This window comes from Streptomyces sp. S.PNR 29, from assembly GCF_030386795.1.
Classification (GTDB): Bacteria; Actinomycetota; Actinomycetes; order Streptomycetales; family Streptomycetaceae; genus Streptomyces.
The window spans coordinates 39074-60552 of record NZ_JANUQM010000010.1 but is presented as its reverse complement, the minus strand read 5'-3'; the positions used below and the strand labels follow the sequence as shown (position 1 = coordinate 60552).

The window sequence follows — 21479 nt, the reverse complement described above, 5'->3', positions numbered from 1 at the left end:
CGGCCCGTCGGTCGGACGGTCACCGTGGGAGCGCGTCCGAGAAATCCGGACGGACGCACCCGTGGCGGCGCAGCGCCGCTCCCACGGACGTGCCTCCTGTCCGAAGCACTGAGACTCCGCCTGCCCCCGACCCCGCGCGGCAAACACGGCACATGTTTTCCGGCCCTCCGCAGGGTGACTCGTACGGCTGCGTCAAGTCCCCGAACGTCCGGGAGGTCCGTACATGAGCACCAAGGTCTCCGACCACGTCCTGCAGCGGCTGCGCGAATGGGGTGTCGACCATGTCTTCGGCTACCCCGGCGACGGCATCAACGGCCTGCTCGCCGCCTGGGGCCGGGCCGGCAACCAGCCACGGTTCGTGCAGTCCCGGCACGAGGAGATGTCCGCGTTCCAGGCGGTCGGTTACGCCAAGTTCAGCGGCCGTCTCGGCGTGTGCACGGCCACCTCGGGGCCGGGGGCGATCCACCTGCTCAACGGACTGTACGACGCCAAGCTCGACCACGTTCCGGTGCTGGCGATCGTCGGGCAGACCCACCGGACCGCGATGGGCGGCTCCTACCAGCAGGAGGTGGACCTGCACACCCTGTACAAGGACGTCGCCTCCGAGTTCGTGGAGACGGTGACGGTCCCCGAGCAGCTGCCCAACGTGCTGGACCGGGCGATCCGCACCGCGTACGCGCGCCGCTGTCCCACGGCGATCATCATCCCCGGCGACGTGCAGGAGCTGGACTACTCGCCGCCCACGCACGAGTTCAAGATGGTGCCCTCCAGCCTGGGCCGCAGCTCCTGGACGGCGATCCCCTCCGAGGAGTCCATCCAGCAGGCGGCGGAGATCCTCAACTCCGGTGACAAGGTGGCGATCCTGGTCGGTCAGGGCGCGGCCGGTGCGCGGGCCGAGGTGGAGCGGATCGCCGAACTGCTGGGCGCGGGCGTGGCCAAGGCGCTGCTCGGCAAGGACGTGCTGAGCGACGAGCTCCCGTACGTCACCGGCTCGATCGGGCTGCTCGGCACGCGTCCGTCGTACGAGTTGATGCGGGACTGCGACACCCTGCTGACCATCGGCTCCTCGTTCCCGTACACGCAGTTCATGCCGGAGTTCGGCAAGGCGCGGGGCGTGCAGATCGACATCGATCCGCACATGGTCGGGATGCGCTACCCGTACGAGGTGAATCTCGTCGGGGACGCGAAGGCCACCCTGGAACGGCTGATCCCGTTGATCAACGAGGGCCGTGGGCGCGAGTGGTACGACACGGTGTGTGCCAACGTGGCCCGCTGGCAGGGTGTCATGGAGCGGCGCGCGGAGCTGTCGGCCGACCCGATCAACCCGGAGTACGTGGCCCGCGCCCTGGACCCGATGCTGCCGGCGGACGCGATCGTCACCTCCGACTCGGGCTCGACGGCGAACTGGTACGCGCGGCATCTGACCATGCGGCCCGGCATGCGCGGCTCGCTGTCCGGCACGCTCGCGACGATGGGCTGCGGGGTGCCGTACGCGATCGGCGCGAAGTTCGCTCACCCGGACCGTCCGGTGGTCGCGCTGGTCGGGGACGGCGCGATGCAGATGAACGGGCTGGCGGAGATGATCACGGCGGCGAAGTACCGCGAGCTGTGGGAGGACCCGCGCCTGGTCGTCGCCGTCTGGAACAACCACGATCTGAACCAGGTCACGTGGGAGATGCGGGCCATGGAGGGGGCCCCGTCGTTCCTGCCCTCGCAGCAGCTGCCGGACGTGCAGTACGCGGCGTTCGCCCGCTCGCTCGGGCTGACCGGGATCCGGGTGGAGAAGCCGGAGGACGTCGAGGCGGGCTGGCGCGCCGGTCTGGAGGCGGACGGCCCCGCGGTGATCGAGTTCCTCACCGACCCCGCCGTGCCGCCGATCCCGCCGCACGCCACCTGGGACCAGATGGAGGCCACGGCCGCTTCGATCCTGAAGGGCGACGCGGACCGGGAGTCCATGATCAAGCAGGGCTTCAAGGCGAAGGTGCAGGAGTTCCTGCCGGGGCGGGAGAAGAAGCACTAGACCGGGCGGCGGACGGTTCCAGCCTGTCGGGTCCGCGCTGGTCCGGCAGCAGCAGTTCCTCGTAACGGCCCAGTGCCAGCACCACGCCGAGCATGAGGACCGGGATGATCACAGCGAGCACCACCATGGTCCGTCCTTCCCTTCAGCAGGGTTGGGCGTGGGGGGTGCGAGCCGGGTCTCCAGGGGCGGCCCCGTCCAAACACCCGTATACGACTCCTCACCCGGACGGTGGATTCGGCGCAATCCGGCCGGTCCTGCCTCGGTGAATCCGTGTCGGCCTCCGGTGTTCGGGTACGCGGTGCCCACCCCACAGGATCTGGAGGGAGACATGCAGCGAGGCAGTGACCGGCTGAGCGTCCACCGCGACGACGAGATGAAGCACGAACTGCAGGGTCTGCTCAGGTCCGGGCACCCCACCCGCAGCGAGGAGTGGCACGACCCGGAACCGACCGCCGAGGACGACCCCGAGGTCGCGTACGGACCGGTGACACCGAGCCGTGGACCTACGTCCCTGGAGACGGTCCGGTTCGAGCTGGCCCGGATCCTGACCCGCGGCACGTTCCCCGCGAGCCCGCGTGAGCTCACCCGCGCACTGCGCCGCGGGAACGCGCCCGACGCCCTCGTCGAGCAGGTCGAGCGGCTGCCGCACTCGGCGCGCTACGGCACCGTGCAGGAGTTGGCCGAGGCCCTGACGGAGGCGGGGTAAACCGGCCCGGGCAACGCACAGGCATCCGGGCCGGGGGTACTGCGGGCGGCGTCGCGCCGGCCACGGCACCCCAGGGCCCGGCCACGTCAGGAAGGGCCCACAGTGATGGCCGAGTTCGTCAAGGACGTCATGACACCGGGTGTGGTCGCCGTCCGCCCGGACGCCTCGCTCGTCGAGGCGGCGCAGCTGATGCGCGCGCAGAACATCGGCGACGTGGTGGTGGCCGACGGACAGGACGTCGTCGGTGTGCTCACCGACCGGGACATCACCGTACGGGCCGTCGCGGACGGTGCCGACCCGTTGACGGTGAGCGCCGGTACGGTCTGCACCCCGGACCCGCTGGTGGTGGCCCCGGACGACCCGGTGTCGGCCGCGGTCACCCTGATGCGCGAGCACGCCGTACGGCGGCTGCCGGTGGTGGAGAACGGGCTGCCGGTCGGGATCGTCACCCTGGGCGACCTGGCCGAGGCGCAGGATCCCGCGTCGGCGCTCGCCGACATCAGCCGTGCCGAGCCGGACACCCGGAGCGGCGCATGAGGCAGGACCAGGCGACCGAGATCAACGCCACCGGCGCCACCGTGGACGTCGGCGAGGTCACCACCCGCTACCTGCTGTACGGGCTGCTGCCCAGCTGGTTCGTCCCCGGTGTCGCCGACTGGGTGATGCACCGGCGCACCCGGATCGAGGACACGGCCGGCACCAAGGAGTCGTTGATCCACTCGCTGATGATGGCCGAGGTCGGCATCCCCATCGCCCTGACCCTGCGCTACGAGGTCAACCCCCTGCTGCTGACCGTGCAGCTGGGCGGTGCCGCGGTGCACGAGGCGACGGCGCTGTGGGACGTACGCACGGCCGTGGACAGCGACCGCGAGGTCAAGCCGGTCGAGCAGCACATCCACAGCTTCCTGGAGTCGCTGCCGTTCGGCGCGCTGGCTTCCCTGATGTGCCTCCACGCCGACCAGGTGAAGTCGCTGCTGCGCGGCGGACGCGGCGACCCCGACGCGTGGCGCCTGGTGCCGCGGCGGCGGCCGCTGTCGCCCGGCTACCTCGCGGGCATCGGCGCGGCGATCGGCGCCTGCGTGCTGCTGCCGTACGGCGAGGAGCTGCTGCGCTGCGTCCGCACGGCCCGGCGGAAGAAGGCAGCCCTGCGGAAACAGAGGAAAGGACGTTGAATCCACTATGCGTATCGCATTTCTGGCCGCCCCCGAGGGTGTCGAGCAGGTCGAGCTGACCGACCCCTGGCAGGCGGCGACGGACGCGGGCCACGAGCCCGTGCTCGTGTCGACGAAGGGCGGGAAGATCCAGGCCTTCCACCACCTCGACAAGGCCGACACGTTCCCCGTCGACGAGGTCGTCGGCGAGGCTTCGGCCGGCTCCTTCGGCGGGCTGGTCCTGCCGGGTGGTGTGGCCAACCCGGACTTCCTGCGGATGGACGGCAAGGCCGTGGCGTTCGTGCGGGACTTCTTCGAGCAGGGCCGGCCGGTGGCCGCGATCTGCCACGCCCCCTGGACGCTGGTCGAGGCGGACGTCGTACGCGGCCGGGTGCTCACCTCCTGGCCGAGCCTGCGGACGGACATCCGCAACGCGGGCGGCACCTGGGTCGACGAGCAGGTCAAGGTCTGCGACCACGGCCCCAACAAGCTGGTCACCAGCCGCAAGCCGGACGATCTGAAGGCGTTCTGCGAGGCCTACCTCGACGTGTTCGCCGCGGAGAGCGGCTGAGCAGCCACCGACGGTCCACCGACGGTCTCAGGAGCGGGGAGTCGCGCACTCCCCGCTCTGTCGTTCCCGGGCCCCCTCGCGGGTGCGGCCCGCCGCGACCGGGCGGCGCGGATTGCGGCGCAGGTACTCGCCCTCCAGCTGGGCCATGCGCTCGTTGTGGGCCCGCAGCGCGTCGTTCGAGCCGTACAGCAGCGTGTCGTGGCGCGTGCGGTGGATGGTCTCCAGCTCCTTCATGAGCTGCTGGTCGTCCAGACGGCCCGGGTCCACCCCGGTCCTGGTCCTGTCCCGCTCTTCGTGTTCGTTCATGTGGTCCGGGTACCCGCCCCGTGAGCACAAGCACCCCGAGTGGCATCCGGGAGGGAGCCATGGATCTCGCCTTTCTGCACCCCCTGTACGAACACCCGGGACCCTGGGCGTCCGTGTACGTCGACCTCTCTCGGCACGCGGAGGACACCCCCCACGAGCGTCAGCTGACGGCGGACGCCGTGGCCCGGGAGCTGGCGGCGCAGGGCGCCGACGAGGCGACCTGCCGGGCAGTGCAGGAGGCGGTGAACGATCTGCGCCACTCCACCGACCCGCACGGGCGGGCCCTGTTCGCGTGTGCCGGGCAGGTGGTCCTCGACCCGCCTCTGGCCCGTCCCCCGCGCGGCGGCACCGAGACCTACTGGGCGCCGTTGCCGCATGTCGCGCCGCTGCTGGAGCTGGCGGGCGAGGACCCGGTGTGCGTGGTTGCGTACATCGACCGCAAGGGCGCCGACTTCGAGCTCCGCAGCGCGCTGGGCAGCCAGGACGCCGGCGGTGTGACCGGCCGGCAGTGGCCCGTGCACCGCACGAGCAGCGTCGACTGGTCGGAGCGGCACTTCCAGCTGAGGGTGGAGAACACCTGGGAGCACAACGCGGCGGAGATCGCCGACGCGCTCGCCGTGTGCCAGGAGGAGACCCGCGCGGACCTGCTGATCCTGGTGGGTGACGACCGGGAGCGGCGGTCCGTGCACGAGCGGCTGCCGAAGCGGCTGCAGGACCGCGTGGTGGAGTCCTCGCACGGCACCGGCAGCAGGCTGCTGGACGACGAGGTGGAGCAGTTGCGCACGGAGCACGTCCGTCAGCGGGCGCAGGAGGACCTGGACAGGTTCCTGGCCGCCCGCACACCGGACGGCGAGGGCCGGGCCGCCGCGGCGGAGGGCGTGCCCGCGCTGGTCGAGGCCGCCCGTGAGCACCGCATCGACGAGCTGCTCATCATCCCCGACGGTCCCGACACCCACCGCGAGGTGTGGATCGGCGAGGATCCCGACCAGCTGGCGATGCGCCGTACGGAACTGAAGACGCTCGGCGAGCAGCACTCCTGGTCGGCGCGCGCCGACGACGCGCTGATCCGCTCGGCGGTCGCGACCGGCGCCCCGGCGATCTCGGTGACGCCGGCGCTGCCGCGGGAGGCCGAGGAGCAGGTGCCGGTCGGCGGCCTGGGGGCGCTGCTGCGCTGGAAGTGACCTTCTGCTGAGCCCCCGGCGGGTTACCGGGCCCGCTCCACCCGCCGTTCGTCCCACACCGGCTCCGGCGTCTCGCGGACCCGGCCGTCGCTGCCGAAGACGAGGAAGCGGTCGAAGGAGCGGGCGAACCAGCGGTCGTGGGTGACCGCGAGGACCGTGCCGTCGAAGGCCTCCAGGCCCTCCTGGAGGGCTTCGGCGGACTCCAGGTCGAGGTTGTCGGTCGGCTCGTCCAGCAGCAGGGCGGTGGCGCCCTGGAGCTCCAGGAGCAGGATCTGGAAGCGGGCCTGCTGACCGCCGGAGAGCTTGTCGAAGTGCTGCTCGGCCTGGCCGGTCAGCTCGTAGCGGCGCAGCCGCGACATGGCGGCGCCCCGGTCCTGGGAGTGCTCCTTCCACAGGATGTCGAGGAGGGTGCGGCCTTCCAGCTCGGGGTGCGCGTGCGTCTGGGCGAAGTGCCCGGGCAGGACGCGCGCCCCGAGCTTCCACCTGCCCGTGTGCGCCACGTCGTCGCCGGCGAGCAGGCGCAGGAAGTGCGACTTGCCGGAGCCGTTGGAGCCGAGGACGGCGACGCGTTCGCCGTAGAAGACCTCCAGGTCGAAGGGTTTCATCAGGCCGGTGAGCTCCAGCTGCTCGCAGGTGACGGCCCGTACGCCGGTACGGCCGCCCTTGAGCCGCATCCGGATGTCCTGCTCGCGCGGCGGTTCGGGCGGCGGCCCGGCCTCCTCGAACTTGCGCAGCCGGGTCTGGGCGGCCTGGTAGCGGGAGGCCAGCTCATGGCTGATGGTGGCGGCCTGACGCAGGTTCAGCACCAGCTTCTTCAGCTGGGCGTGTTTCTCGTCCCAGCGCCGCCGCAGCTCCTCGAAGCGGGCGAAGCGTTCGCGCCGGGCGTCGTGGTAGGTGCCGAAGCCACCGCCGTGCACCCAGGCGTCGGCGCCCGCGGGGCCCGGCTCCAGGGAGACGATCCGCTGGGCGGCGCGGGCGAGGAGTTCGCGGTCGTGCGAGACGAACAGCACGGTCTTGCGGGTCTCGGCGAGCCGCTCCTCCAGCCAGCGCTTGCCGGGTACGTCGAGATAGTTGTCGGGTTCGTCCAGCAGCAGCACCTCGTCGGTGCCGCGCAGCAGTGCCTCCAGCACCAGCCGTTTCTGCTCACCGCCGGACAGCGTGCGCACCTGCCGCCACTGCGCCTTCTCGTAGGGCACGCCCAGCGCGGCCGTGGTGCACATGTCCCACAGCGTCTCGGCCTCGTAGCCGCGGGCTTCGGCCCAGTCGGCGAGCGCCTGCGCGTAGCGCAGCTGGGCGGCCTCGTCGTCGACGGTCATGATGGCGTGTTCGGCGGCGTCGACGGCCCGCGCCGCCTCCCGGATGCGGGGCGAGGCGACGGACACGAGCAGGTCCCGTACGGTCGTCTCGTCCCGTACGGACCCCACGAACTGCCGCATCACCCCGAGCCCCCCGCTCACGGTGACGCTTCCCCCGTGCGGCTTCAGTTCCCCCGCCAGCATTCGGAGCAGCGTGGTCTTCCCGGCCCCGTTGGGCCCGACGAGAGCCACGACGGCCCCCTCCCCCACCCGGAAGGACACATCGCCGAGCAGCGCCCTCCCGTCGGGAAGGAAGTACTCCAGGTGCGCGGCTTCGAGATGTCCCATGAGGGGGATTGTGTGGGCCGACGTGACCTGGGGCAATCGCTTTTCGCAGCGCGTTCCGAGGCGGAGCCGGGCAGGTTGTGCATCCGGCGGCGTGACCCCGGGCACCCGGCGGCAGGAAACCCCCGTCCCCGGGTAAGCGGGACTCATGAGCCCCGACGTAGACCTCACCGTCCCGAAACCCGGCCCCCACCCCTTGCGTGACCGCCTGCTCGCTCTGGACCGCCGGGTGTTCGAGTTCGCCGCCGAGCGGAACTGGCCCGGTGCGGAACCCGTGCTCCCCCGGCTGAGCCGGAGCGCGAACCACGGGGTGCTGTGGTTCGCGGCCGCGGCCGCGATGGCGGCGAGCCGTACGCCCAGGGCCCGTCGCGCCGCAGCCCGCGGCCTGGCCTCCCTCAGCCTGGCCTCCCTCACCATCAACACCTTCGGCAAGCGTTCGGTCCGCCGCCCCCGGCCCGTGCTCGACCCCGTACCGCTCGTCCGGCAGCTGAAGCGGCAGCCGATCACCACGTCCTTCCCGTCCGGCCATTCCGCGTCGGCGGCCGCGTTCGCGACCGGCGTCGCGCTGGAGTCACCGGCCTGGGGGGCGGCCGTGGCCCCCGTCGCCTTCTCGGTGGCCATGTCCCGCGTCTACACCGGCGTCCACTTCCCGAGCGACGTCCTGGCCGGTGCGGCCCTGGGCGCGGGCGCGGCGTTCGCCGTACGGGGTCTGGTGCCGACCCGCGACCGGGCCGTTCCGCCGGCCCGGCCCCGTACGGACGCCCCGGCGCTGGAGCACGGCGAGGGCCTGGTCCTCGTGGCGAACACGGCCGCCGGCACGGCCGACCGCGCCCGCGCCCTGCTGGACGCGCTGCCCCGCGCGGAGGTCGTCGAGTGCGACCCGCAGGACGTGCCGGCCGAGTTGGAGAAGGCCGCGGCCCGTGCCCGCGTCCTCGGCGTGTGCGGCGGCGACGGCACGGTGAACGCGGCTGCCGAGATCGCCCTGCGTCACGGGCTGCCGCTCGCCGTCCTGCCGGGCGGCACCCTCAACCATTTCGCCTACGACCTGGGAGTGGAGGACGCGCGCGGTCTCGCCAGGGCCCTGGAGAGGGGCGACGCCGTACGCGTCGACGTCGGCCGGTTCACCTCGGGGGACCGTGCGGGCGTCTTCCTCAACACCTTCAGCCTGGGCGTGTACCCCGAGCTGGTGCGCGAACGGGACCGCTGGTCGCACCGGATCGGCGGCTGGCCGGCCGGCGTCCTCGCGGCGCTGCGCGTCCTGCGCTCCGACCGGCACCCGCTGCAGGCGGAGTTCCAGGGGCGGACCCGCCCGCTGTGGCTGCTGTTCGCCGGCAACGGCACCTACCACCGCGTGGGCCTCGCGCCCGGGCGCCGGCTGGACCTGGCGGACGGGAAGCTCGACGTACGCGTCGTGCACGGCGGCCGCAGGCCCGCCGCGCGTCTGCTCGCCGCCGCGCTCGCGGGCCCGCTGACCCGCTCCCCCGCCCACGCGGCGGTCCAGGTCGGCCGCCTCCGGCTGACCGGCGTCGCGCCCGGCACGCTCCTCGCCTACGACGGCGAGGTCACCGAGGTGCAGGGCGAGGTGACGCTGGAGAAGCTGCCCGAGGCGCTCACGGTGTACCGGCCCCTGCCCGGAAGCTGACGGGACCGATCACACCGCTCGACCTGACACAGCGTCAGTCCATATAGCAAAACACGGGTCTCACTATCCGATCCCGCGGCTTACCGTGATCCCACGCCGGGCGGGCCGAGCAGGCCCGTGACCGGCACGACGCGATGCCGAAGAGGGGATCAGCCATGTCGCAGCCGTCGAAGCCACAGGAGACCGCCGTCTACACGCACGGGCACCACGAGTCCGTGCTGCGTTCGCACACCTGGCGCACCGCCGCCAACTCCGCGGCCTACCTGCTCGGCTCCCTGAAGCCGCACATGAAGATCCTGGACATCGGCTGCGGCCCGGGCACGATCACCGCCGACCTGGCGGCGCTGGTCCCCGACGGGCACGTCACCGGCGTCGACCGGGAGCCGGAGATCCTGGACCGGGCCCGGGCCACGGCCGCCGAACGCGGACTGGCCAACCTCGACTTCACGGTCGCCGACGTGCACGCCCTGGACTACCCGGACGACACCTTCTGCGTGGTCCACGCCCACCAGGTGCTCCAGCACGTCGGCGACCCCGTGCAGGCGCTGCGCGAGATGAAGCGGGTGACCAAGCCGGGTGGTTTCGTCGCCGTGCGCGACTCGGACTACGCCGCCATGACCTGGTTCCCGGCCTCCCAGGGGATGGAGGACTGGCTGGACCTGTACCGCCGGGTGGCCCGCGCCAACGGCGGCGAGCCGGACGCCGGGCGCCGGCTGAAGTCCTGGGCGCTGCGCGCGGGCCTGACGGACGTCACGGCGACGTCCAGCACCTGGACCTTCAGCACGGCCGAGGAGCGGGCCTGGTGGAGCGGCCTGTGGGCGGACCGCACCCTGGCGTCGGCGTACGCCGGGCGGGCCACGGAGGGCGGCCACGCGACCCCCGAACAGCTGCGGGCGGTGTCCGAGGCCTGGCGGGAGTGGGGGCAGCGGGAGGACGGCTGGTTCAGCGTGCTGCACGGAGAAATTCTCTGCCGAAAGGAAGCCTGAACCGCCTTTTCCGGGAAACCCGGAAAGCAGGAGGTTCACACTATGGTTCCCATTCTGCTGGTACTACTCCTGGCGCTGATTCTCTTCGGTGCGGGATTCGCAGTAAAGGTGCTCTGGTGGATTGCTCTGGCAGTTCTCGTTCTGTGGCTGCTGGGATTCCTGGCCCGCGGCACGACGGCGACGGGAGGCAGGGGCCGCTGGTACAGGTGGTGAACAAAGGCCTCTGAACGAGCCCCGGGACCGGTCCTGGAACATCAGTCCCGGAATCAGTCCCGGGGCAGCAGAGGCCCGAGCGGCCCGAGGTCCAGATTCAGGTCCTCGGGCCGCAGTCCGTAGCGGTCGCGCAGTTCGGCCATGCGGTCCTCCAGGAGCATCAGGGTGAGCCCGATGCGCTCCTCCTGCTCCTCGGACAGATCACCGACGTCGACCCGGCGCAGCGCCTGGCGCTCCATGAGCTGACGGAGCAGCTCCACCACGGTCAGGACGAGCTTCACGAGGTCCCGCTCCACCGTGTCAGGCTCCAGGTCCAGCCGGTTGCTGCGGTTGCGACGGGGTTCGCGCGGGGTCACGTCAGCTCCCCGAACGGCGACGGGACCTGGGCGTTCACCGAGCTGATGAGCGCGTTCAGGTCGATACGGACGAGGTCGACGTCCGCGATGCGCAGGGTGACGTCCCCCGTGATGACGACCCCGCCGGCCAGCAGCCGGTCGAGAAGGTCCACGAGGGCCACCTCACGGCGTTCGACGACGGTCACGCCCCCTCCTCAGCGGACTCGGGGAGTTCGGCGGACTCAGCAAATTCAGCAAAGGAATAGGCCGCCCACGGGCCGGTGAGTTCCACACGCATTCCGGGTGCATCATCCTTCGTCCGGTCCACCATTTCCACGAATTCCTCCGAGTCCGCCCGCGGCACCAAATAGGCGGCATTCAGCACATTTTTCCCGGCCGCCCCGGAAAGCGTCGCGTTCTGCGGTGCGTGCAGTCGGGAATCCTCGGCGTATGCGGAAAGCCTCTCGTGCAGCCGGGTCGCGAATTCCTCGGCCTTCTGCCACATGTCCTCGTGCGCCCGGGTCTGCATACGCCGCTGACGCAGGTAATCCCGGCCCGAGGCCGGTTTCGCCGGGGGCGGACCGGTTACCGCCTCGGGTGCCATCTCGGCGTACACCTTGACGCCCCACTCCACCCGTCCCTGCAGCCGGTCGAGGGTGCGCCGGAAATCGTCCTCGCGAGCCTCGATCATCGTCCGCACGCCACTGTCGTCCCGGAAGACGGTGCCGAGCCGCAGCGGCAGCGGACTGGTGACGGTGGTGAGCGCGTCGATCACACCCTGGTGGGCCCGCGCCGTCGCCGTCAGCCAGTCGAGGTCCTCCAGATGGGCGTGGAGCGGCTCCTCGGCGAAGTCGGCCTCGGGTACGTGGCTGACGACGGCGACCAGTCCGTGGTGGGTCAGCAGTCTGGGCGGGTCGCCCGCCACGCCCGTCAGCTCGGCCTGCAGGGCCGCGCCGAAGGGGTGGCAGACGGCGTAGACGTACCGCAGTCCGGTCACGGTGCCTCCTCCTCCGCATAACCCGTCTCCAGTTGCGCCAGCCGGTGCCGCAACTCGGCGTTCTCCCGGGCCAGTTCGTCGCGGCGAGCGCGCGAGGACAGCGCCGGGTCGCTCTCCCACCAGTCGATGCCCATCTCCTTCGCCTTGTCGACGGAGGCGACGATGAGACGCAGTTTGACGGTGAGGAGTTCGATGTCGAGCAGGTTGATGCGGATGTCGCCCGCGATGACGATCCCTTTGTCGAGCACCCGCTCCAGGATGTCGGCCAGGTTGGCGCCACTGCTGGGACCGTACGGCTCGGGCAGCCGGCTGGGTGTCGTCATCGGCGGCTCCCGCCTTCGGCGTACTCGTCGCTCTCGTCGTACTCGTCCTCGTACTCGCCCTCGGGTTCCTCTTCCTCCTCCAGGTCCTCCTCGGGCTCCTCTTCGTCCTCAGGCTCCTCTTCCTCTTCCTCCTCCGCCTCGGGCTCCTCCTCGTACTCGCCGCTCTCCTCTTCCTCCTCTTCCTCCTCGGTGAGCGCGTCCTCGTGGCTGCGCACGAGCTCGCCGTCGCGGATCTCGCCGCGCCAGGCTTCCTCCGCCTCGCCCTGGAGCGTGATGAAGCGGGCGAAGTTCTTCAGGTCGAGCCGGGCACGGCGGCCCTGGGCGCGCCAGAGGTTGCCGGTCTTCTCGAAGAAGCCGCTCGGGTAGTACTCGATGACCAGCAGGATGCGGGTGAGGTTGTCGGCGAGCCGGTGGAAGGAAACGACACCCTTCGTCGTGCCCTTGGCGCCCTCCGACGTCCACGCGATCCGGTCGTCGGGGACCTGCTCGGTCGTATGCGCCTTCCAGCTGCGGCTGGACCAGAACACCTTCAGCTGCCAGTCGGAGTGCGTGTCGTCCTCGCGCTTCGCACTCTTCACACCCTGGGCGAAGGTGCTGAAGGTCTGGTACTGGGTCCACTGGTCGTACGCCGTGCGCAGCGGTACGCCGACGTCGATGTGTTCCAGGATGACTGTGGGCTTGGCGCCCGCTCTGCCCTTGCGCTTGCCCTCGCTCTTGCCGCCGAGGTTCTTCAGGGTGCCGAGCACGTTGTCCTTGGCGCGGGAGGCACCGACCTCCAGCGCGGAGCGCAGCGGGCCCTTGCCCTGGGCGAGCTTGCGGCCGCCGTCGAGGGCGAGCTTGGCGAAGCCCGGACTCTTGCCCTCGGCGATGTCGTTCAGCTTGACCGTGGTCTCGCCCAGTTTGCGGCCCACGCCGACCAGCACGCGCTGGGCCTGGGCCGAGAGGTATTCCTGAAGCTCTTCCTTGAGCCGCTCGGCGGCCTCGCTGTGGGCCACGTCGCCGAGCGGGCCCTTCGCCGCTCCGCGTGCCGCGGAGGTCGCGGATCCGAGAGTCTCGGTCATCGTTCACCGCCGCCCTTCGGCAACCTGGGCCGGGCACCCCCGGCCGAGGCCGTCTTCTTGCCGGCCGTCTTCTTGGCGGCCCCGGTCTTCTTCGCCGCCGCCTTCTTGCCAGGGGTCTTCTTGGCGGCGGCCTTCTTGGCGGGGGCCTTCTTCATGGCCTGCCGCGGCTTCGGCGGGGCCTTCTTCGCGGCCTTGCCGCGCGGCCCGGGTTCCTCGCCGGGTTCTGGCTCCTCCTCGGCCTCGTCCGGCCGCTCCTCCCGCGCCTCCTCGTCCGCGGAACCCTCGGTGTCCTCGGCCTTCTCCGACTCCTCCGAGCCCAGGCCCGACGCCTTGGACGTCACCCCGGTGAGCTGGTCGCGCACCTGGGCGGTACGTCCGTGGAGGCGGTCGGCGAGCGCGTCGATCTGCCGCTCCACCATGGCGCCCGAAGCCGCCTTGCCCACCCCGCGCAGATCCTGGCGCAGCTCCTCGCCGATCTCCTTGAGCTGCGGGTTGTTCTTCAGTTGCTGGTTCACCACGTCCGCGAGCGCCCGCGGGCTCAGATGCATCCGCTTGCCGGCCGCGAGGCTGCCGACGGCCATCGCCAGCTTCATCTTCTTCGTCCGTCCGAGGACGTATCCGGCCCCGACCGCGAGGCCCAGTCCCACTCGGTTCATCGTGCCGTCCCCTCGCCTGTTCCCGCGCCACCGCGCAGGCCGATCTCCAGCCGGTCGAGGAGTTCGTCCTCCCGTCGGTCGAACTCCTCCTCGTCGATCTCGCCCGCCTCAAGCTGCTCCTCCAGCTGGGCGAGTTCGGCCCGGACCGCAGCCGGGTCGTAGTACAGGCGTTCCGCCTCACGGATCGCCTGTCTGATCGCCCACGCGCTGCCGCGCACCGGCGCGAACGGCAGCAGGAGCACCTCTGAGATCAGTCCCACGGCTCATTCAGCTCCCTGACTCATCCCGGTCGTGGTGCCCGCGGGCTCGGCGGGGCCGGGCTCGACGAAGCTGTACGGCGGCAGCGGGCCGTTGACGCGCAGTTCGAGGTGCGGGTGGGCGGCGCGGACCTCCTCCGCCGCGGCGAGGAACTGCTCGGCCCGGCCCCGGTCCACCAGGAACGACACATTGGCGAGCCAGCCGGTGGACTCCGGGCCCACACTGACCGCCTCCGCGACCGTTTCAAGGGCACCGCGCACCTGGTCCGCGTCCTCGGTCTCCCGCGCCTTGACGGCGGCCGCGACCATCTCGCCGAGCTTGAGCCGGTCGTCGTACGTCCCGCCGCCCGCCTTCCGGTTGGCCTCCGTCAGGCCGCGGATCTCCGGGTTCTCGGAGAGCACGCGGTGCAGCACGGCCTCTTCGTTGTGCACGGCCTTGACGTTGTACTCGACCTTGCCGTCGAGCGTCCGCAGGCGCTCCTTGTAGTGCTCGGCGCGCTCGGCGAGCACCCCGGTGACGGCCTTGTCGTCCGGGGCGACGCTGCCGAACCGCATGGGCAGCACGACGCCCGCCGCGCCCACCTCGCTGAGCACGTTCTGGTGGGCGAGCAGGTCCCGGCGCTTGGGTCGCAGCCCCTCGGGCGCGTCACTCACGACGGCCGCGAGCTCGCCCTCCTTCAGGATGCGTACCGGGCACGGCGGATCGCCGACGCCGGCCATGCCGTCGGGGAGCGCGGGATGCGAGCCGGCGGTGATGCCATAGACGTACGTGCTCACTCCTGCTCCTCCTTCCTGCGTGCGGCCGTGGTCTTACGGGTGCGCGGGCGGCCCTCGGCCTCGCGCTCCTCGCTCTCGCCACGGGCCTGCTTGAAGGCGTCGGATATGGTCTCGGCGGCGCCGGACAGCGCTCCCTTGGACTTGCCGCGCGCACCGGACTCGGTGATCTCCCCGACCATGTCGGGCAGCCCCGGGCTCTTGCGCGGCCCGGCCTCCAGGTCCAGCCGGTTGCACGCCTCGGCGAAGCGCAGGTAGGTGTCGACGCTGGCGACGACGACCCGGACGTCGATCTTGAGGATCTCGATGCCGACCAGGGACACACGCACGAACGCGTCGATGACGAGCCCCCTGTCCAGAACGAGCTCAAGAACGTCGTAGAGGCCGCTGCTGCCGCCTCCGCCGCCGGTCTGCTGTGCCGGTACTACGGTCATGCCGGCTTTTCCTCCCTGTCTGTGGATGCGGGTCCGGTCGGGCGGCCTAGCGGCCGCCACCGCCTCGCGGGTCGGCCCTGCCGCGCTCGTAGCGCCGGACGCGCCGGTAACCGGTGAGCTGTCCCTGGGTGTCGAGTTCCACCTGGTAGCTCGCCATCAGGCTCATCGTGTCGGGCACGCGGGCGAGCTCCATGACCTCGACCTCCAGCGACCAGCCCTCCTCGGTCTGCTCGAAGGACGACACGGACTCGGCGGCCATGCCGGTGAGCTCCGCGAGCTGTGCGCGCGCCTCGCGCAGCACCTCCATGGGGCTCGGCCGGTCGTCCGCCGGGTGGTTGTCGTTCGGATTGCGAGACGTTTGTGACTTCTGTGAACCCTGCGACTGTTGTTGTGATTCAGACGTGTTTCTTGTGTTCGACATGGCCACCTCCCCCTCCGTGTGGCCGCAAGAGTGTTCGCCAAACCTCCACGAGCGGCATTTCGGGGATCAGCCGCGCAGGGCGTTCAGCCGCCGCCGGGCGGGCCCCAGGGCCCGTCCACGGCTCATGAGCCCGGCCCAGGGGTTGGCGCGCGCCTGGTCGAGGGCGTCGGCGACGGTCCAGCGGCGGGCGTGCAGAGCGGGGTCGTCCAGCTGGGACCAGGAGATGGGCGTGGCCACGGGTGCGCCCGGCCGGGCGCGGACGGTGAAGGGGGCGACCGCGGTCTGGGCGTAGGCGTTGCGCTGCACGTCGAGGTAGAGCCGGCCGCCGCGGTCCTTCTTGCGGGCGGCGGTGGTGAGCCGGTCGGGGTGCGCGGCGGCGAGGGTGTCGGCGACGTCACGGGCGAACTCGCGGACGTCGCCGAAGTCGTGATGGCCGCTCAGCGGCACGACGACGTGCAGTCCGCGCGAGCCGGTGGTCATCAGGGCGGAGGGCAGGTTCAGCTCGTCGAGCAGCTCGCCCAGCAGTATGGCCGCCTCGCGGACCTGGGTGAAGTCGTCCTCGGCCGGGTCGAGGTCGAAGACCATCCGGTCGGGCCGGTCGACGCGTCCGGCCCGTGACAGCCAGCGGTGCAGGGTGAGGCAGGCCTGGTCGGCGAGGAAGAGGAGGGTGGCGGTGTCGTCGCAGACGGTGTGACAGACGGTGCCGCCCTCCTTGGGCACCTTGAGGCGGGTGATCCACTCCGGATAGTTCTCCGGGGTGTTCTTCTGCATGAACGTCGGGCCGTCGATCCCGTCCGGGTGCCGTTCCAGCATCAGCGGGCGGCCCCTCAGGTGCGGCAGCATGAACGGGGCGACGCTCCGGTAGTAGTCGACGAGATCGCCCTTGGTGTACTCCTTCGCGTCGCCGTCGCCGCCCGGGAAGAGCACCTTCTCCGCCCGGTGGACCTGAACCGTGCGCCGGCCGGCCCGCACGGTCCGCCCGCCGTCACCGCTCACGGCACGACCGCCTGCTCCACCAGCAGCCGCCCGGCCGCCGCGATGGACTCGGCGTCGATGCCCGCGGCGTGCAGCTGCTCGGCCGGCGAGGCCGAGCCCGGCATCGTACGGACGGCCAGCCGCACCAGGCGCGGCATCGGGCGCCCGTCGAGGAACGGTTCGACGACCGCGTCCCCGATGCCGCCCTCGGGGTGGTGGTCCTCCACGGTCAGCAGGCAGCCGGTGTCCTCGGCGGCCTGCCGCAGGGTGAGCCGGTCGACGGGCTTGACCGAGTACAGGTCGATCACCCGGGCCTTGATGCCCTCCCGGTCGAGGGCGTCGGCGGCGGCCAGCGCCTCGTGCACGGTGTCGCCCGCCGCGACGATGGTCATCCGGTCCTGGCCGGAGGAGCGCAGCACCTTGCTGCCGCCGATCGGGAACTCCTCGTCGGGGCCGTAGATCACCGGGCTCTCGCCGCGCGAGGTGCGCAGGTAGCGGATGCCCTCCAGGCCGGCCATCGCGGCGACGAGGCGCGCGGTCTGGTTGGCGTCGCAGGGGTACAGCACGGTCGAGCCGTGTACCGCCCGCATCATGGCGAGGTCCTCCAGACCCATCTGGCTGGGTCCGTCCTGTCCGATGGCGACACCCGCGTGCGAGCCGACGAGGTTGATGCCGGAGCCGCTGATCGAGGCCATCCGTACGAAGTCGTGGGCGCGGGTGAGGAAGGCCGCGAACGTGGCGGCGTACGGCACCCAGCCGCGCGCCGCGAGCCCCACCGCGGCGGCCACCATCTGCTGCTCGGCGATGTAGCACTCGAAGTAGCGGTCGGGGTGTTCCTTGGCGAAGAACTCGGCGCGCGTGGAGTCGCCGACCTCGCCGTCGAGGGCGACGACGTCCTGGCGTGCGGTGCCGAGCGCGGCCAGCGCCTGCCCGTAGGCATTGCGGGTGGCCACGCCCTTCTCGGGGTCTCCCTTGTCCCAGCGGGGCAGGTCGAGGTGCCCGTCGCGCACGGCGTGCAGCATGCGGGCGGCGGGCGGCTCCTGCACCTGGACGCGGATGTCGCGGGGGCCGCCGAGCTCGGCGATCGCCTCGTCGGCGTCCGGGAGCGGCTTGCCGTGCAGGCCCTCGCGGTCCTGGACGGCCTCGACGCCCTTGCCCTTGAGGGTGCGGGCGAGGACGGCGGTCGGCTGGCCCTTGGTGGACAGGGCTTCGCCGTAGGCGCGGTCGATGGCGTCGACGTCGTGGCCGTCGATCTCGATCGTGTGCCAGCCGAACGCCTGGAAGCGGCGGGCGTAGGCGTCGAGGTCGTGGCCGTGCCGGGTCGGGCCGCGCTGGCCGAGCCGGTTGACGTCGACGATCACGGTGAGGTTGTCGAGGTGCTCGTACGCCGCCTGCTCGGCGGCCTCCCAGATGGATCCCTCGGCCAGCTCGCTGTCGCCGGTGAGCACCCACACCCGGTAACCGGTGCGGTCCAGCCGCTTGCCGGCCAGGGCGATCCCGACGCCCACCGGCAGGCCCTGCCCCAGCGAGCCCGTGGCCGTCTCGACCCACGGCAGCCGCTGCGGCGTCGGGTGCCCCTCCAGCCGGCTGCCCAGCTTGCGGAAGGTGAGCAGCTCCTCGTCGTCGATCGCGCCGGCCGCCTTGTAGGCGGAGTACAGCAGGGGCGAGGCGTGCCCCTTGGAGAGCACGAAGCGGTCGTTGCCGGGGTGGGCGGGGCGGTCGAAGTCGTAGCGGAAGTGGTGGGCGAGCAGGACGGCCATCAGATCCGCCGCGGACATCGACGACGTGGGGTGCCCGGAGCCCGCGGCGGCGGCGGCGCGGACACTGTCCACGCGCAACTGCTGTCCGAGGTCGACGAGTTCACCGGTGTTCATGAGTCTCCTTCCGCTTCCGCGGGGTCATCGGAACGCTTGACTGGGCCGGGCGCGGTGTGGGGGCCGGGGGGTGGCTGGTCGGCCGGTGGCCGAGGCACGGGGTGATCCTCAGCGGTCCCATCGCCCGGTTGGTTCTTGGCGGCCTCGCCACCCGGCTGCTTCTTGCCGGGCTCACCACCCGGCCGCTTCTTCGCCGGTTCGCCACCGGGCTGGTTCTTGGCGGGTTCGCCACCGGGCTGGTTCTTCGCGGGCTCGCCGCCAGGCTGCCTCTTCGCGGCCTCGCCACCAGGCTGGTTCTTCGCCGGTTCGCCACCGGGCTCACCGGGCTGCCTCTTCCCCGCCCCGCCCCCGGAGCGGCCCTCCGCAGGCCCCTCACCCGGCTCAGCCTCCGAAGAGATGGCGCCCGTGTCGGTCGGGGTCCCGGTTCCGGGACCCGAGCGGGTGCCCGCCCGCTCGCGGGCCTTCGGGCCGGCCACCACCTGGCCCAGGTTCCGGTCACCCTCCTCCCGCTGCCCCGGCCCACCCGGCACCCGCGCCAGCTCCGGCGACGCCGTGTCCAAGGGCACCGACCAGGACCGTACGAGCCCCAGCTGGACGGCCTGACGGGGCAGTACGGCGTCCAGGAGCCAGTCGGCGGCGACCCGGACGCGGTTGCCGGGCATGGCGGCCAGGTGGTAGCCGCGGGTGACCGCGCCGGCCGGCACACCGGACAGGGGCACGCCGAGCGGGTTGGCGGCGGCCTTGGCGCCGCCCAGGTCCACGACGAAGCCGAGGTCGCGATGGCGGTAGGGCCGCATCTCGCCCCGGCCGAGCGACGCGGCGACATTCAGCGCCGCGATCTTCCCCTGCCGCCAGGCGTGCTGCGCGGTCATCGGCGTGTGGTTCCCCGGTTTCTCCGGATCGGGCACCGCCGCCGCGTCACCGCACGCGAACACCTCCGGCCGCCCCGGCACCCGGAGCTGCGGGTCGACCAGCAGCCGCCCCCGCTCCAGGGGCAGCCCCAGCGACTCGGCGAGCGGATCGGGCCGTACCCCCACGCACCACACCAGCGTGCGGGTCTCGACGAACTCGCCGTCGGTCAGCAGCACGCCGTCGTGCGTGGCCTCCTTCACGGAGGTGCCCATCCGTACGTCGACCCCCCGCTGCCGCAGCACCCGGTCGGCGGTCTCGGAGAGCTTCTCGTCCATCTCCGGCAGCACCCGCGGCGCGATGTCCAGCAGCATCCAGCGCGGCCGCATGCCCTGCCGCAGCGGGTGTTTGCGCACCTGCGCGTCGGTGAACAGCTGCCCGTGCGCGGCGACCTCGGTGCCGGTGTACCCGGCGCCGACCACGACGAAGGTGCACCGGGCGGCGCAGCTCTCCGGGTCGTCGGCGGCGGCCGCCAGTTCCACCTGCCGGGTCACGTGGTCCCGCAGGTACAGCGCCTCGGGCAGCCCGCGGAAGCCGTGCGCGTGCTCGGCGACGCCGGGGATGGGCAGCAGCTTGTTGACGCTGCCGGCGGCGAGCACCAGCCGGTCGTACTCCAGCGTGCCCTCGCCGCCCTCGGGGTCGGTGTAGTGCACCGCCCGCCCGTCGAGGTCGATGCGGTCGGCCTCGCCCAGCACCAGCTTGACGTGCGGCAGCGTGCCCGACAGGGAGACCGTGACCCGTCGCGGCTCCAGGACACCGGCGGCGACCTGCGGCAGCAGCGGCAGGTACAGGAAGTAGTCGGTCGGGTTGAGCAGGGTGATGTCGGCGCGGCCCCGGGAGAGTTTGGACAGGGTGCGGGCCGCCCGGTACCCGGCGAAGCCGGCTCCGACGATCACGATGCGGGGTCGACTCACGGTTGCCTCCGGCGCTGTTCGCGTACCTCGGGAGCCTTCCGCGTCCCCATGGCCAGGGCACCCAAACGTCGCCGCCGGGCCGAGGCCCCGCCGTCCGCCGGTTTCCGCAGCGGCCCCCGGGTACCCGGAGCGGGATACGAACCACCCCCTTCACGGAGGCACACCCCCCATGCCCGAGTACGGCTACTTCCTCTCCTGCGAGCAGTACGGTCCCGCGGAGCTGATCGAGCAGGCACGGATGGCCGAGCAGGCCGGATTCCAGGCACTGTGGATCTCGGACCACTACCACCCGTGGAACGACGCGCAGGGGCAGAGTCCGTTCGTGTGGTCGGTGATCGGCGCGCTGTCGGAGGCCGTGTCGCTGCCGATCGAGACGGCGGTGACCTGTCCGACCGTACGCATCCACCCGGCGGTGGTGGCCCAGGCCGCGGCGACCAGCGCGGTGATGACCGAGGGCCGCTTCCGGCTCGGTGTCGGCACGGGCGAGGCGCTGAACGAGCACATCCTCGGTGACGCCTGGCCCGCCGCGCATGTGCGGCTGGAGATGCTGGAGGAGGCCATCCAGATCATGCGCCGGCTGTTCACCGGCGAGGAGGTCAACCACCACGGCACGTACTACACGGTGGAGAACGCCCGCCTGTACACGGTCCCCGACCAGCCCGTCCCGATCGACATCTCCGGCTTCGGGCCCGCGGCGATCCAGCTCGCGTCCCGGGTGGGCGACGGCTACATCACGATCATGCCGGACGAGTCGATGGTGGAGCAGTACCGCAAGGGCGGGGGCGGCGGCAAGCTGGTCAGCGGCGGCACCAAGGTCTGCTACGACACCGACAAGGACGAGGCCGTACGGACCGTGCACCGGCTGTGGGCCAACGAGCAGCTGCCCGGCGAGCTGGGCCAGGTGCTGCCCTCGCCGAAGCACTTCGAGCAGGCGCAGCAGCTGGTCACCGAGGACATGGTGCGGGAGAACCGGGTGTGCGGCGACGACGTCGACGAGCACATAGCGGAACTCAAGCAGTTCGCCGACGCCGGCTTCGACCGGATCTACGTCAACCAGATCGGCCCCGACGTGCGCGGCTTCTTCGACTTCTACCGGACCAAGGTGCTGCCCCAGCTGCAGCACTGACGGGCGG

At 71.7% G+C, this 21479-nt stretch carries 25 protein-coding genes; 10 read left to right on the top strand and 15 right to left on the bottom strand.

Features of this window, described 5'->3' with window-relative positions:
- Positions 1 to 223 precede the first annotated feature (223 nt).
- The 5 genes from NW895_RS25770 to NW895_RS25750 all read left to right on the top strand — a co-directional run bounded on the left by NW895_RS25770 (position 224) and on the right by NW895_RS25750 (position 4448).
- Positions 224 to 2020: a thiamine pyrophosphate-requiring protein gene (locus NW895_RS25770; RefSeq protein WP_289938415.1), complete on the top strand. Its 1797-nt coding sequence runs from the start codon at positions 224 to 226 to the stop codon at positions 2018 to 2020.
- A 328-nt stretch (positions 2021 to 2348) separates the two neighbouring features.
- Positions 2349 to 2726 carry a DUF2795 domain-containing protein gene (locus tag NW895_RS25765; protein WP_289938414.1) on the top strand — a complete coding sequence of 126 codons (378 nt, stop codon included), beginning with the start codon at positions 2349 to 2351 and terminating at the stop codon, positions 2724 to 2726.
- A gap of 105 nt (positions 2727 to 2831) precedes the next feature.
- Entirely contained in the window at positions 2832 to 3263 is a 432-nt protein-coding gene (locus NW895_RS25760; RefSeq protein WP_289938412.1) for a CBS domain-containing protein, read from the top strand.
- The gene (locus NW895_RS25755; RefSeq protein ID WP_289938410.1) at positions 3260 to 3898 is read left to right on the top strand and encodes a diguanylate cyclase; all 639 of its coding nucleotides are present in this window, start codon (positions 3260 to 3262) and stop codon (positions 3896 to 3898) included. Before NW895_RS25760 ends, NW895_RS25755 begins: the two co-directional genes overlap by 4 nt.
- A gap of 7 nt (positions 3899 to 3905) precedes the next feature.
- Complete coding sequence (locus NW895_RS25750; protein WP_289938408.1) at positions 3906 to 4448, top strand: type 1 glutamine amidotransferase domain-containing protein; 543 nt, start codon at positions 3906 to 3908, stop codon at positions 4446 to 4448.
- A gap of 27 nt (positions 4449 to 4475) precedes the next feature.
- Here NW895_RS25750 and NW895_RS25745 read toward each other — a convergent pair whose 3' ends face one another.
- Positions 4476 to 4754 (bottom strand): DUF6158 family protein, encoded by a 279-nt coding sequence (locus tag NW895_RS25745; protein ID WP_289938406.1) that lies wholly within the window; start codon positions 4752 to 4754, stop codon positions 4476 to 4478.
- Positions 4755 to 4813: 59 nt separating this feature from the next.
- Between NW895_RS25745 and NW895_RS25740 the strand changes: the two genes are divergently transcribed.
- Entirely contained in the window at positions 4814 to 5935 is a 1122-nt protein-coding gene (locus NW895_RS25740; RefSeq protein WP_289938405.1) for a Vms1/Ankzf1 family peptidyl-tRNA hydrolase, read from the top strand.
- Between the two features lie 23 nt (positions 5936 to 5958).
- Here NW895_RS25740 and NW895_RS25735 read toward each other — a convergent pair whose 3' ends face one another.
- The gene (locus NW895_RS25735) at positions 5959 to 7578 is read right to left on the bottom strand and encodes an ATP-binding cassette domain-containing protein (RefSeq protein ID WP_289938404.1); all 1620 of its coding nucleotides are present in this window, start codon (positions 7576 to 7578) and stop codon (positions 5959 to 5961) included.
- Between the two features lie 145 nt (positions 7579 to 7723).
- Between NW895_RS25735 and NW895_RS25730 the strand changes: the two genes are divergently transcribed.
- The 3 genes from NW895_RS25730 (at position 7724) to NW895_RS25720 (ending at position 10416) form a co-directional block, all read left to right on the top strand.
- Positions 7724 to 9217, top strand: coding sequence for a bifunctional phosphatase PAP2/diacylglycerol kinase family protein (locus tag NW895_RS25730; RefSeq protein WP_289938403.1), 1494 nt, complete (start codon positions 7724 to 7726; stop codon positions 9215 to 9217).
- A gap of 155 nt (positions 9218 to 9372) precedes the next feature.
- The gene (locus NW895_RS25725) at positions 9373 to 10203 is read left to right on the top strand and encodes a class I SAM-dependent methyltransferase (RefSeq protein WP_289938402.1); all 831 of its coding nucleotides are present in this window, start codon (positions 9373 to 9375) and stop codon (positions 10201 to 10203) included.
- A gap of 42 nt (positions 10204 to 10245) precedes the next feature.
- Entirely contained in the window at positions 10246 to 10416 is a 171-nt protein-coding gene (locus NW895_RS25720) for a hydrophobic protein (RefSeq protein WP_289938400.1), read from the top strand.
- A 53-nt stretch (positions 10417 to 10469) separates the two neighbouring features.
- Here the strand turns inward: NW895_RS25720 and NW895_RS25715 are convergent, their stop codons facing one another.
- The 13 genes from NW895_RS25715 to NW895_RS25655 all read right to left on the bottom strand — a co-directional run bounded on the left by NW895_RS25715 (position 10470) and on the right by NW895_RS25655 (position 20346).
- Positions 10470 to 10772, bottom strand: a complete 303-nt coding sequence (locus NW895_RS25715) for a gas vesicle protein K (protein WP_289938399.1) — start codon at positions 10770 to 10772, stop codon at positions 10470 to 10472.
- Complete coding sequence (locus NW895_RS25710) at positions 10769 to 10957, bottom strand: gas vesicle protein (RefSeq protein ID WP_289938398.1); 189 nt, start codon at positions 10955 to 10957, stop codon at positions 10769 to 10771. The genes NW895_RS25715 and NW895_RS25710 overlap by 4 nt, the downstream gene beginning before the upstream one ends.
- Positions 10954 to 11748 carry a GvpL/GvpF family gas vesicle protein gene (locus tag NW895_RS25705; protein ID WP_289938397.1) on the bottom strand — a complete coding sequence of 265 codons (795 nt, stop codon included), beginning with the start codon at positions 11746 to 11748 and terminating at the stop codon, positions 10954 to 10956. Before NW895_RS25705 ends, NW895_RS25710 begins: the two co-directional genes overlap by 4 nt.
- Positions 11745 to 12071, bottom strand: coding sequence for a gas vesicle protein (locus NW895_RS25700; RefSeq protein WP_289938396.1), 327 nt, complete (start codon positions 12069 to 12071; stop codon positions 11745 to 11747). Before NW895_RS25700 ends, NW895_RS25705 begins: the two co-directional genes overlap by 4 nt.
- Positions 12068 to 13132, bottom strand: a complete 1065-nt coding sequence (locus NW895_RS25695; RefSeq protein WP_289938395.1) for an SRPBCC family protein — start codon at positions 13130 to 13132, stop codon at positions 12068 to 12070. The genes NW895_RS25700 and NW895_RS25695 overlap by 4 nt, the downstream gene beginning before the upstream one ends.
- On the bottom strand, positions 13129 to 13788 hold the full coding sequence (locus NW895_RS25690; protein WP_289938394.1) for a DNA primase: 660 nt from the start codon (positions 13786 to 13788) through the stop codon (positions 13129 to 13131). Before NW895_RS25690 ends, NW895_RS25695 begins: the two co-directional genes overlap by 4 nt.
- A complete protein-coding gene (locus NW895_RS25685) occupies positions 13785 to 14048 on the bottom strand; it encodes a gas vesicle protein GvpG (RefSeq protein ID WP_289938393.1) in 264 nt (87 codons plus the stop codon). Before NW895_RS25685 ends, NW895_RS25690 begins: the two co-directional genes overlap by 4 nt.
- A 3-nt stretch (positions 14049 to 14051) precedes the next feature.
- Positions 14052 to 14822, bottom strand: a complete 771-nt coding sequence (locus NW895_RS25680) for a GvpL/GvpF family gas vesicle protein (RefSeq protein WP_289938392.1) — start codon at positions 14820 to 14822, stop codon at positions 14052 to 14054.
- On the bottom strand, positions 14819 to 15253 hold the full coding sequence (locus NW895_RS25675; RefSeq protein ID WP_289938391.1) for a gas vesicle structural protein GvpA: 435 nt from the start codon (positions 15251 to 15253) through the stop codon (positions 14819 to 14821). Before NW895_RS25675 ends, NW895_RS25680 begins: the two co-directional genes overlap by 4 nt.
- 46 nt (positions 15254 to 15299) lie before the next feature.
- Positions 15300 to 15674, bottom strand: coding sequence for a gas vesicle protein (locus NW895_RS25670; protein WP_289938390.1), 375 nt, complete (start codon positions 15672 to 15674; stop codon positions 15300 to 15302).
- Positions 15675 to 15740: 66 nt separating this feature from the next.
- Complete coding sequence (gene ligD / locus NW895_RS25665) at positions 15741 to 16670, bottom strand: non-homologous end-joining DNA ligase (RefSeq protein WP_289938389.1); 930 nt, start codon at positions 16668 to 16670, stop codon at positions 15741 to 15743.
- Entirely contained in the window at positions 16667 to 18523 is a 1857-nt protein-coding gene (locus NW895_RS25660; RefSeq protein ID WP_289938388.1) for a transketolase, read from the bottom strand. The genes ligD and NW895_RS25660 overlap by 4 nt, the downstream gene beginning before the upstream one ends.
- Positions 18520 to 20346 (bottom strand): FAD-dependent oxidoreductase, encoded by a 1827-nt coding sequence (locus NW895_RS25655; protein WP_289938386.1) that lies wholly within the window; start codon positions 20344 to 20346, stop codon positions 18520 to 18522. Before NW895_RS25655 ends, NW895_RS25660 begins: the two co-directional genes overlap by 4 nt.
- A gap of 169 nt (positions 20347 to 20515) precedes the next feature.
- On the opposite strand from NW895_RS25655, the gene NW895_RS25650 reads away from it, so the two are divergent.
- Entirely contained in the window at positions 20516 to 21472 is a 957-nt protein-coding gene (locus NW895_RS25650; protein WP_289938384.1) for an LLM class F420-dependent oxidoreductase, read from the top strand.
- The last annotated feature ends 7 nt before the right edge of the window (positions 21473 to 21479 follow it).

Excerpts from the sequence above, each read along its gene's own strand:
- NW895_RS25770 (WP_289938415.1), top strand. The coding sequence starts at position 224 with ATGAGCACCAAGGTCTCCGACCACGTCCTGCAGCGGCTGCGCGAATGG.
- NW895_RS25765 (WP_289938414.1), top strand. The coding sequence starts at position 2,349 with ATGCAGCGAGGCAGTGACCGGCTGAGCGTCCACCGCGACGACGAGATG.
- NW895_RS25760 (WP_289938412.1), top strand. The coding sequence starts at position 2,832 with ATGGCCGAGTTCGTCAAGGACGTCATGACACCGGGTGTGGTCGCCGTC.
- NW895_RS25755 (WP_289938410.1), top strand. The coding sequence starts at position 3,260 with ATGAGGCAGGACCAGGCGACCGAGATCAACGCCACCGGCGCCACCGTG.
- NW895_RS25750 (WP_289938408.1), top strand. The coding sequence starts at position 3,906 with ATGCGTATCGCATTTCTGGCCGCCCCCGAGGGTGTCGAGCAGGTCGAG.
- NW895_RS25745 (WP_289938406.1), bottom strand. The coding sequence starts at position 4,754 with ATGAACGAACACGAAGAGCGGGACAGGACCAGGACCGGGGTGGACCCG.
- NW895_RS25740 (WP_289938405.1), top strand. The coding sequence starts at position 4,814 with ATGGATCTCGCCTTTCTGCACCCCCTGTACGAACACCCGGGACCCTGG.
- NW895_RS25735 (WP_289938404.1), bottom strand. The coding sequence starts at position 7,578 with ATGGGACATCTCGAAGCCGCGCACCTGGAGTACTTCCTTCCCGACGGG.
- NW895_RS25730 (WP_289938403.1), top strand. The coding sequence starts at position 7,724 with ATGAGCCCCGACGTAGACCTCACCGTCCCGAAACCCGGCCCCCACCCC.
- NW895_RS25725 (WP_289938402.1), top strand. The coding sequence starts at position 9,373 with ATGTCGCAGCCGTCGAAGCCACAGGAGACCGCCGTCTACACGCACGGG.
- NW895_RS25720 (WP_289938400.1), top strand. The coding sequence starts at position 10,246 with ATGGTTCCCATTCTGCTGGTACTACTCCTGGCGCTGATTCTCTTCGGT.
- NW895_RS25700 (WP_289938396.1), bottom strand. The coding sequence starts at position 12,071 with ATGACGACACCCAGCCGGCTGCCCGAGCCGTACGGTCCCAGCAGTGGC.
- NW895_RS25695 (WP_289938395.1), bottom strand. The coding sequence starts at position 13,132 with ATGACCGAGACTCTCGGATCCGCGACCTCCGCGGCACGCGGAGCGGCG.
- NW895_RS25690 (WP_289938394.1), bottom strand. The coding sequence starts at position 13,788 with ATGAACCGAGTGGGACTGGGCCTCGCGGTCGGGGCCGGATACGTCCTC.
- NW895_RS25675 (WP_289938391.1), bottom strand. The coding sequence starts at position 15,253 with ATGACCGTAGTACCGGCACAGCAGACCGGCGGCGGAGGCGGCAGCAGC.
- NW895_RS25670 (WP_289938390.1), bottom strand. The coding sequence starts at position 15,674 with ATGTCGAACACAAGAAACACGTCTGAATCACAACAACAGTCGCAGGGT.
- NW895_RS25660 (WP_289938388.1), bottom strand. The coding sequence starts at position 18,523 with ATGAACACCGGTGAACTCGTCGACCTCGGACAGCAGTTGCGCGTGGAC.
- NW895_RS25650 (WP_289938384.1), top strand. The coding sequence starts at position 20,516 with ATGCCCGAGTACGGCTACTTCCTCTCCTGCGAGCAGTACGGTCCCGCG.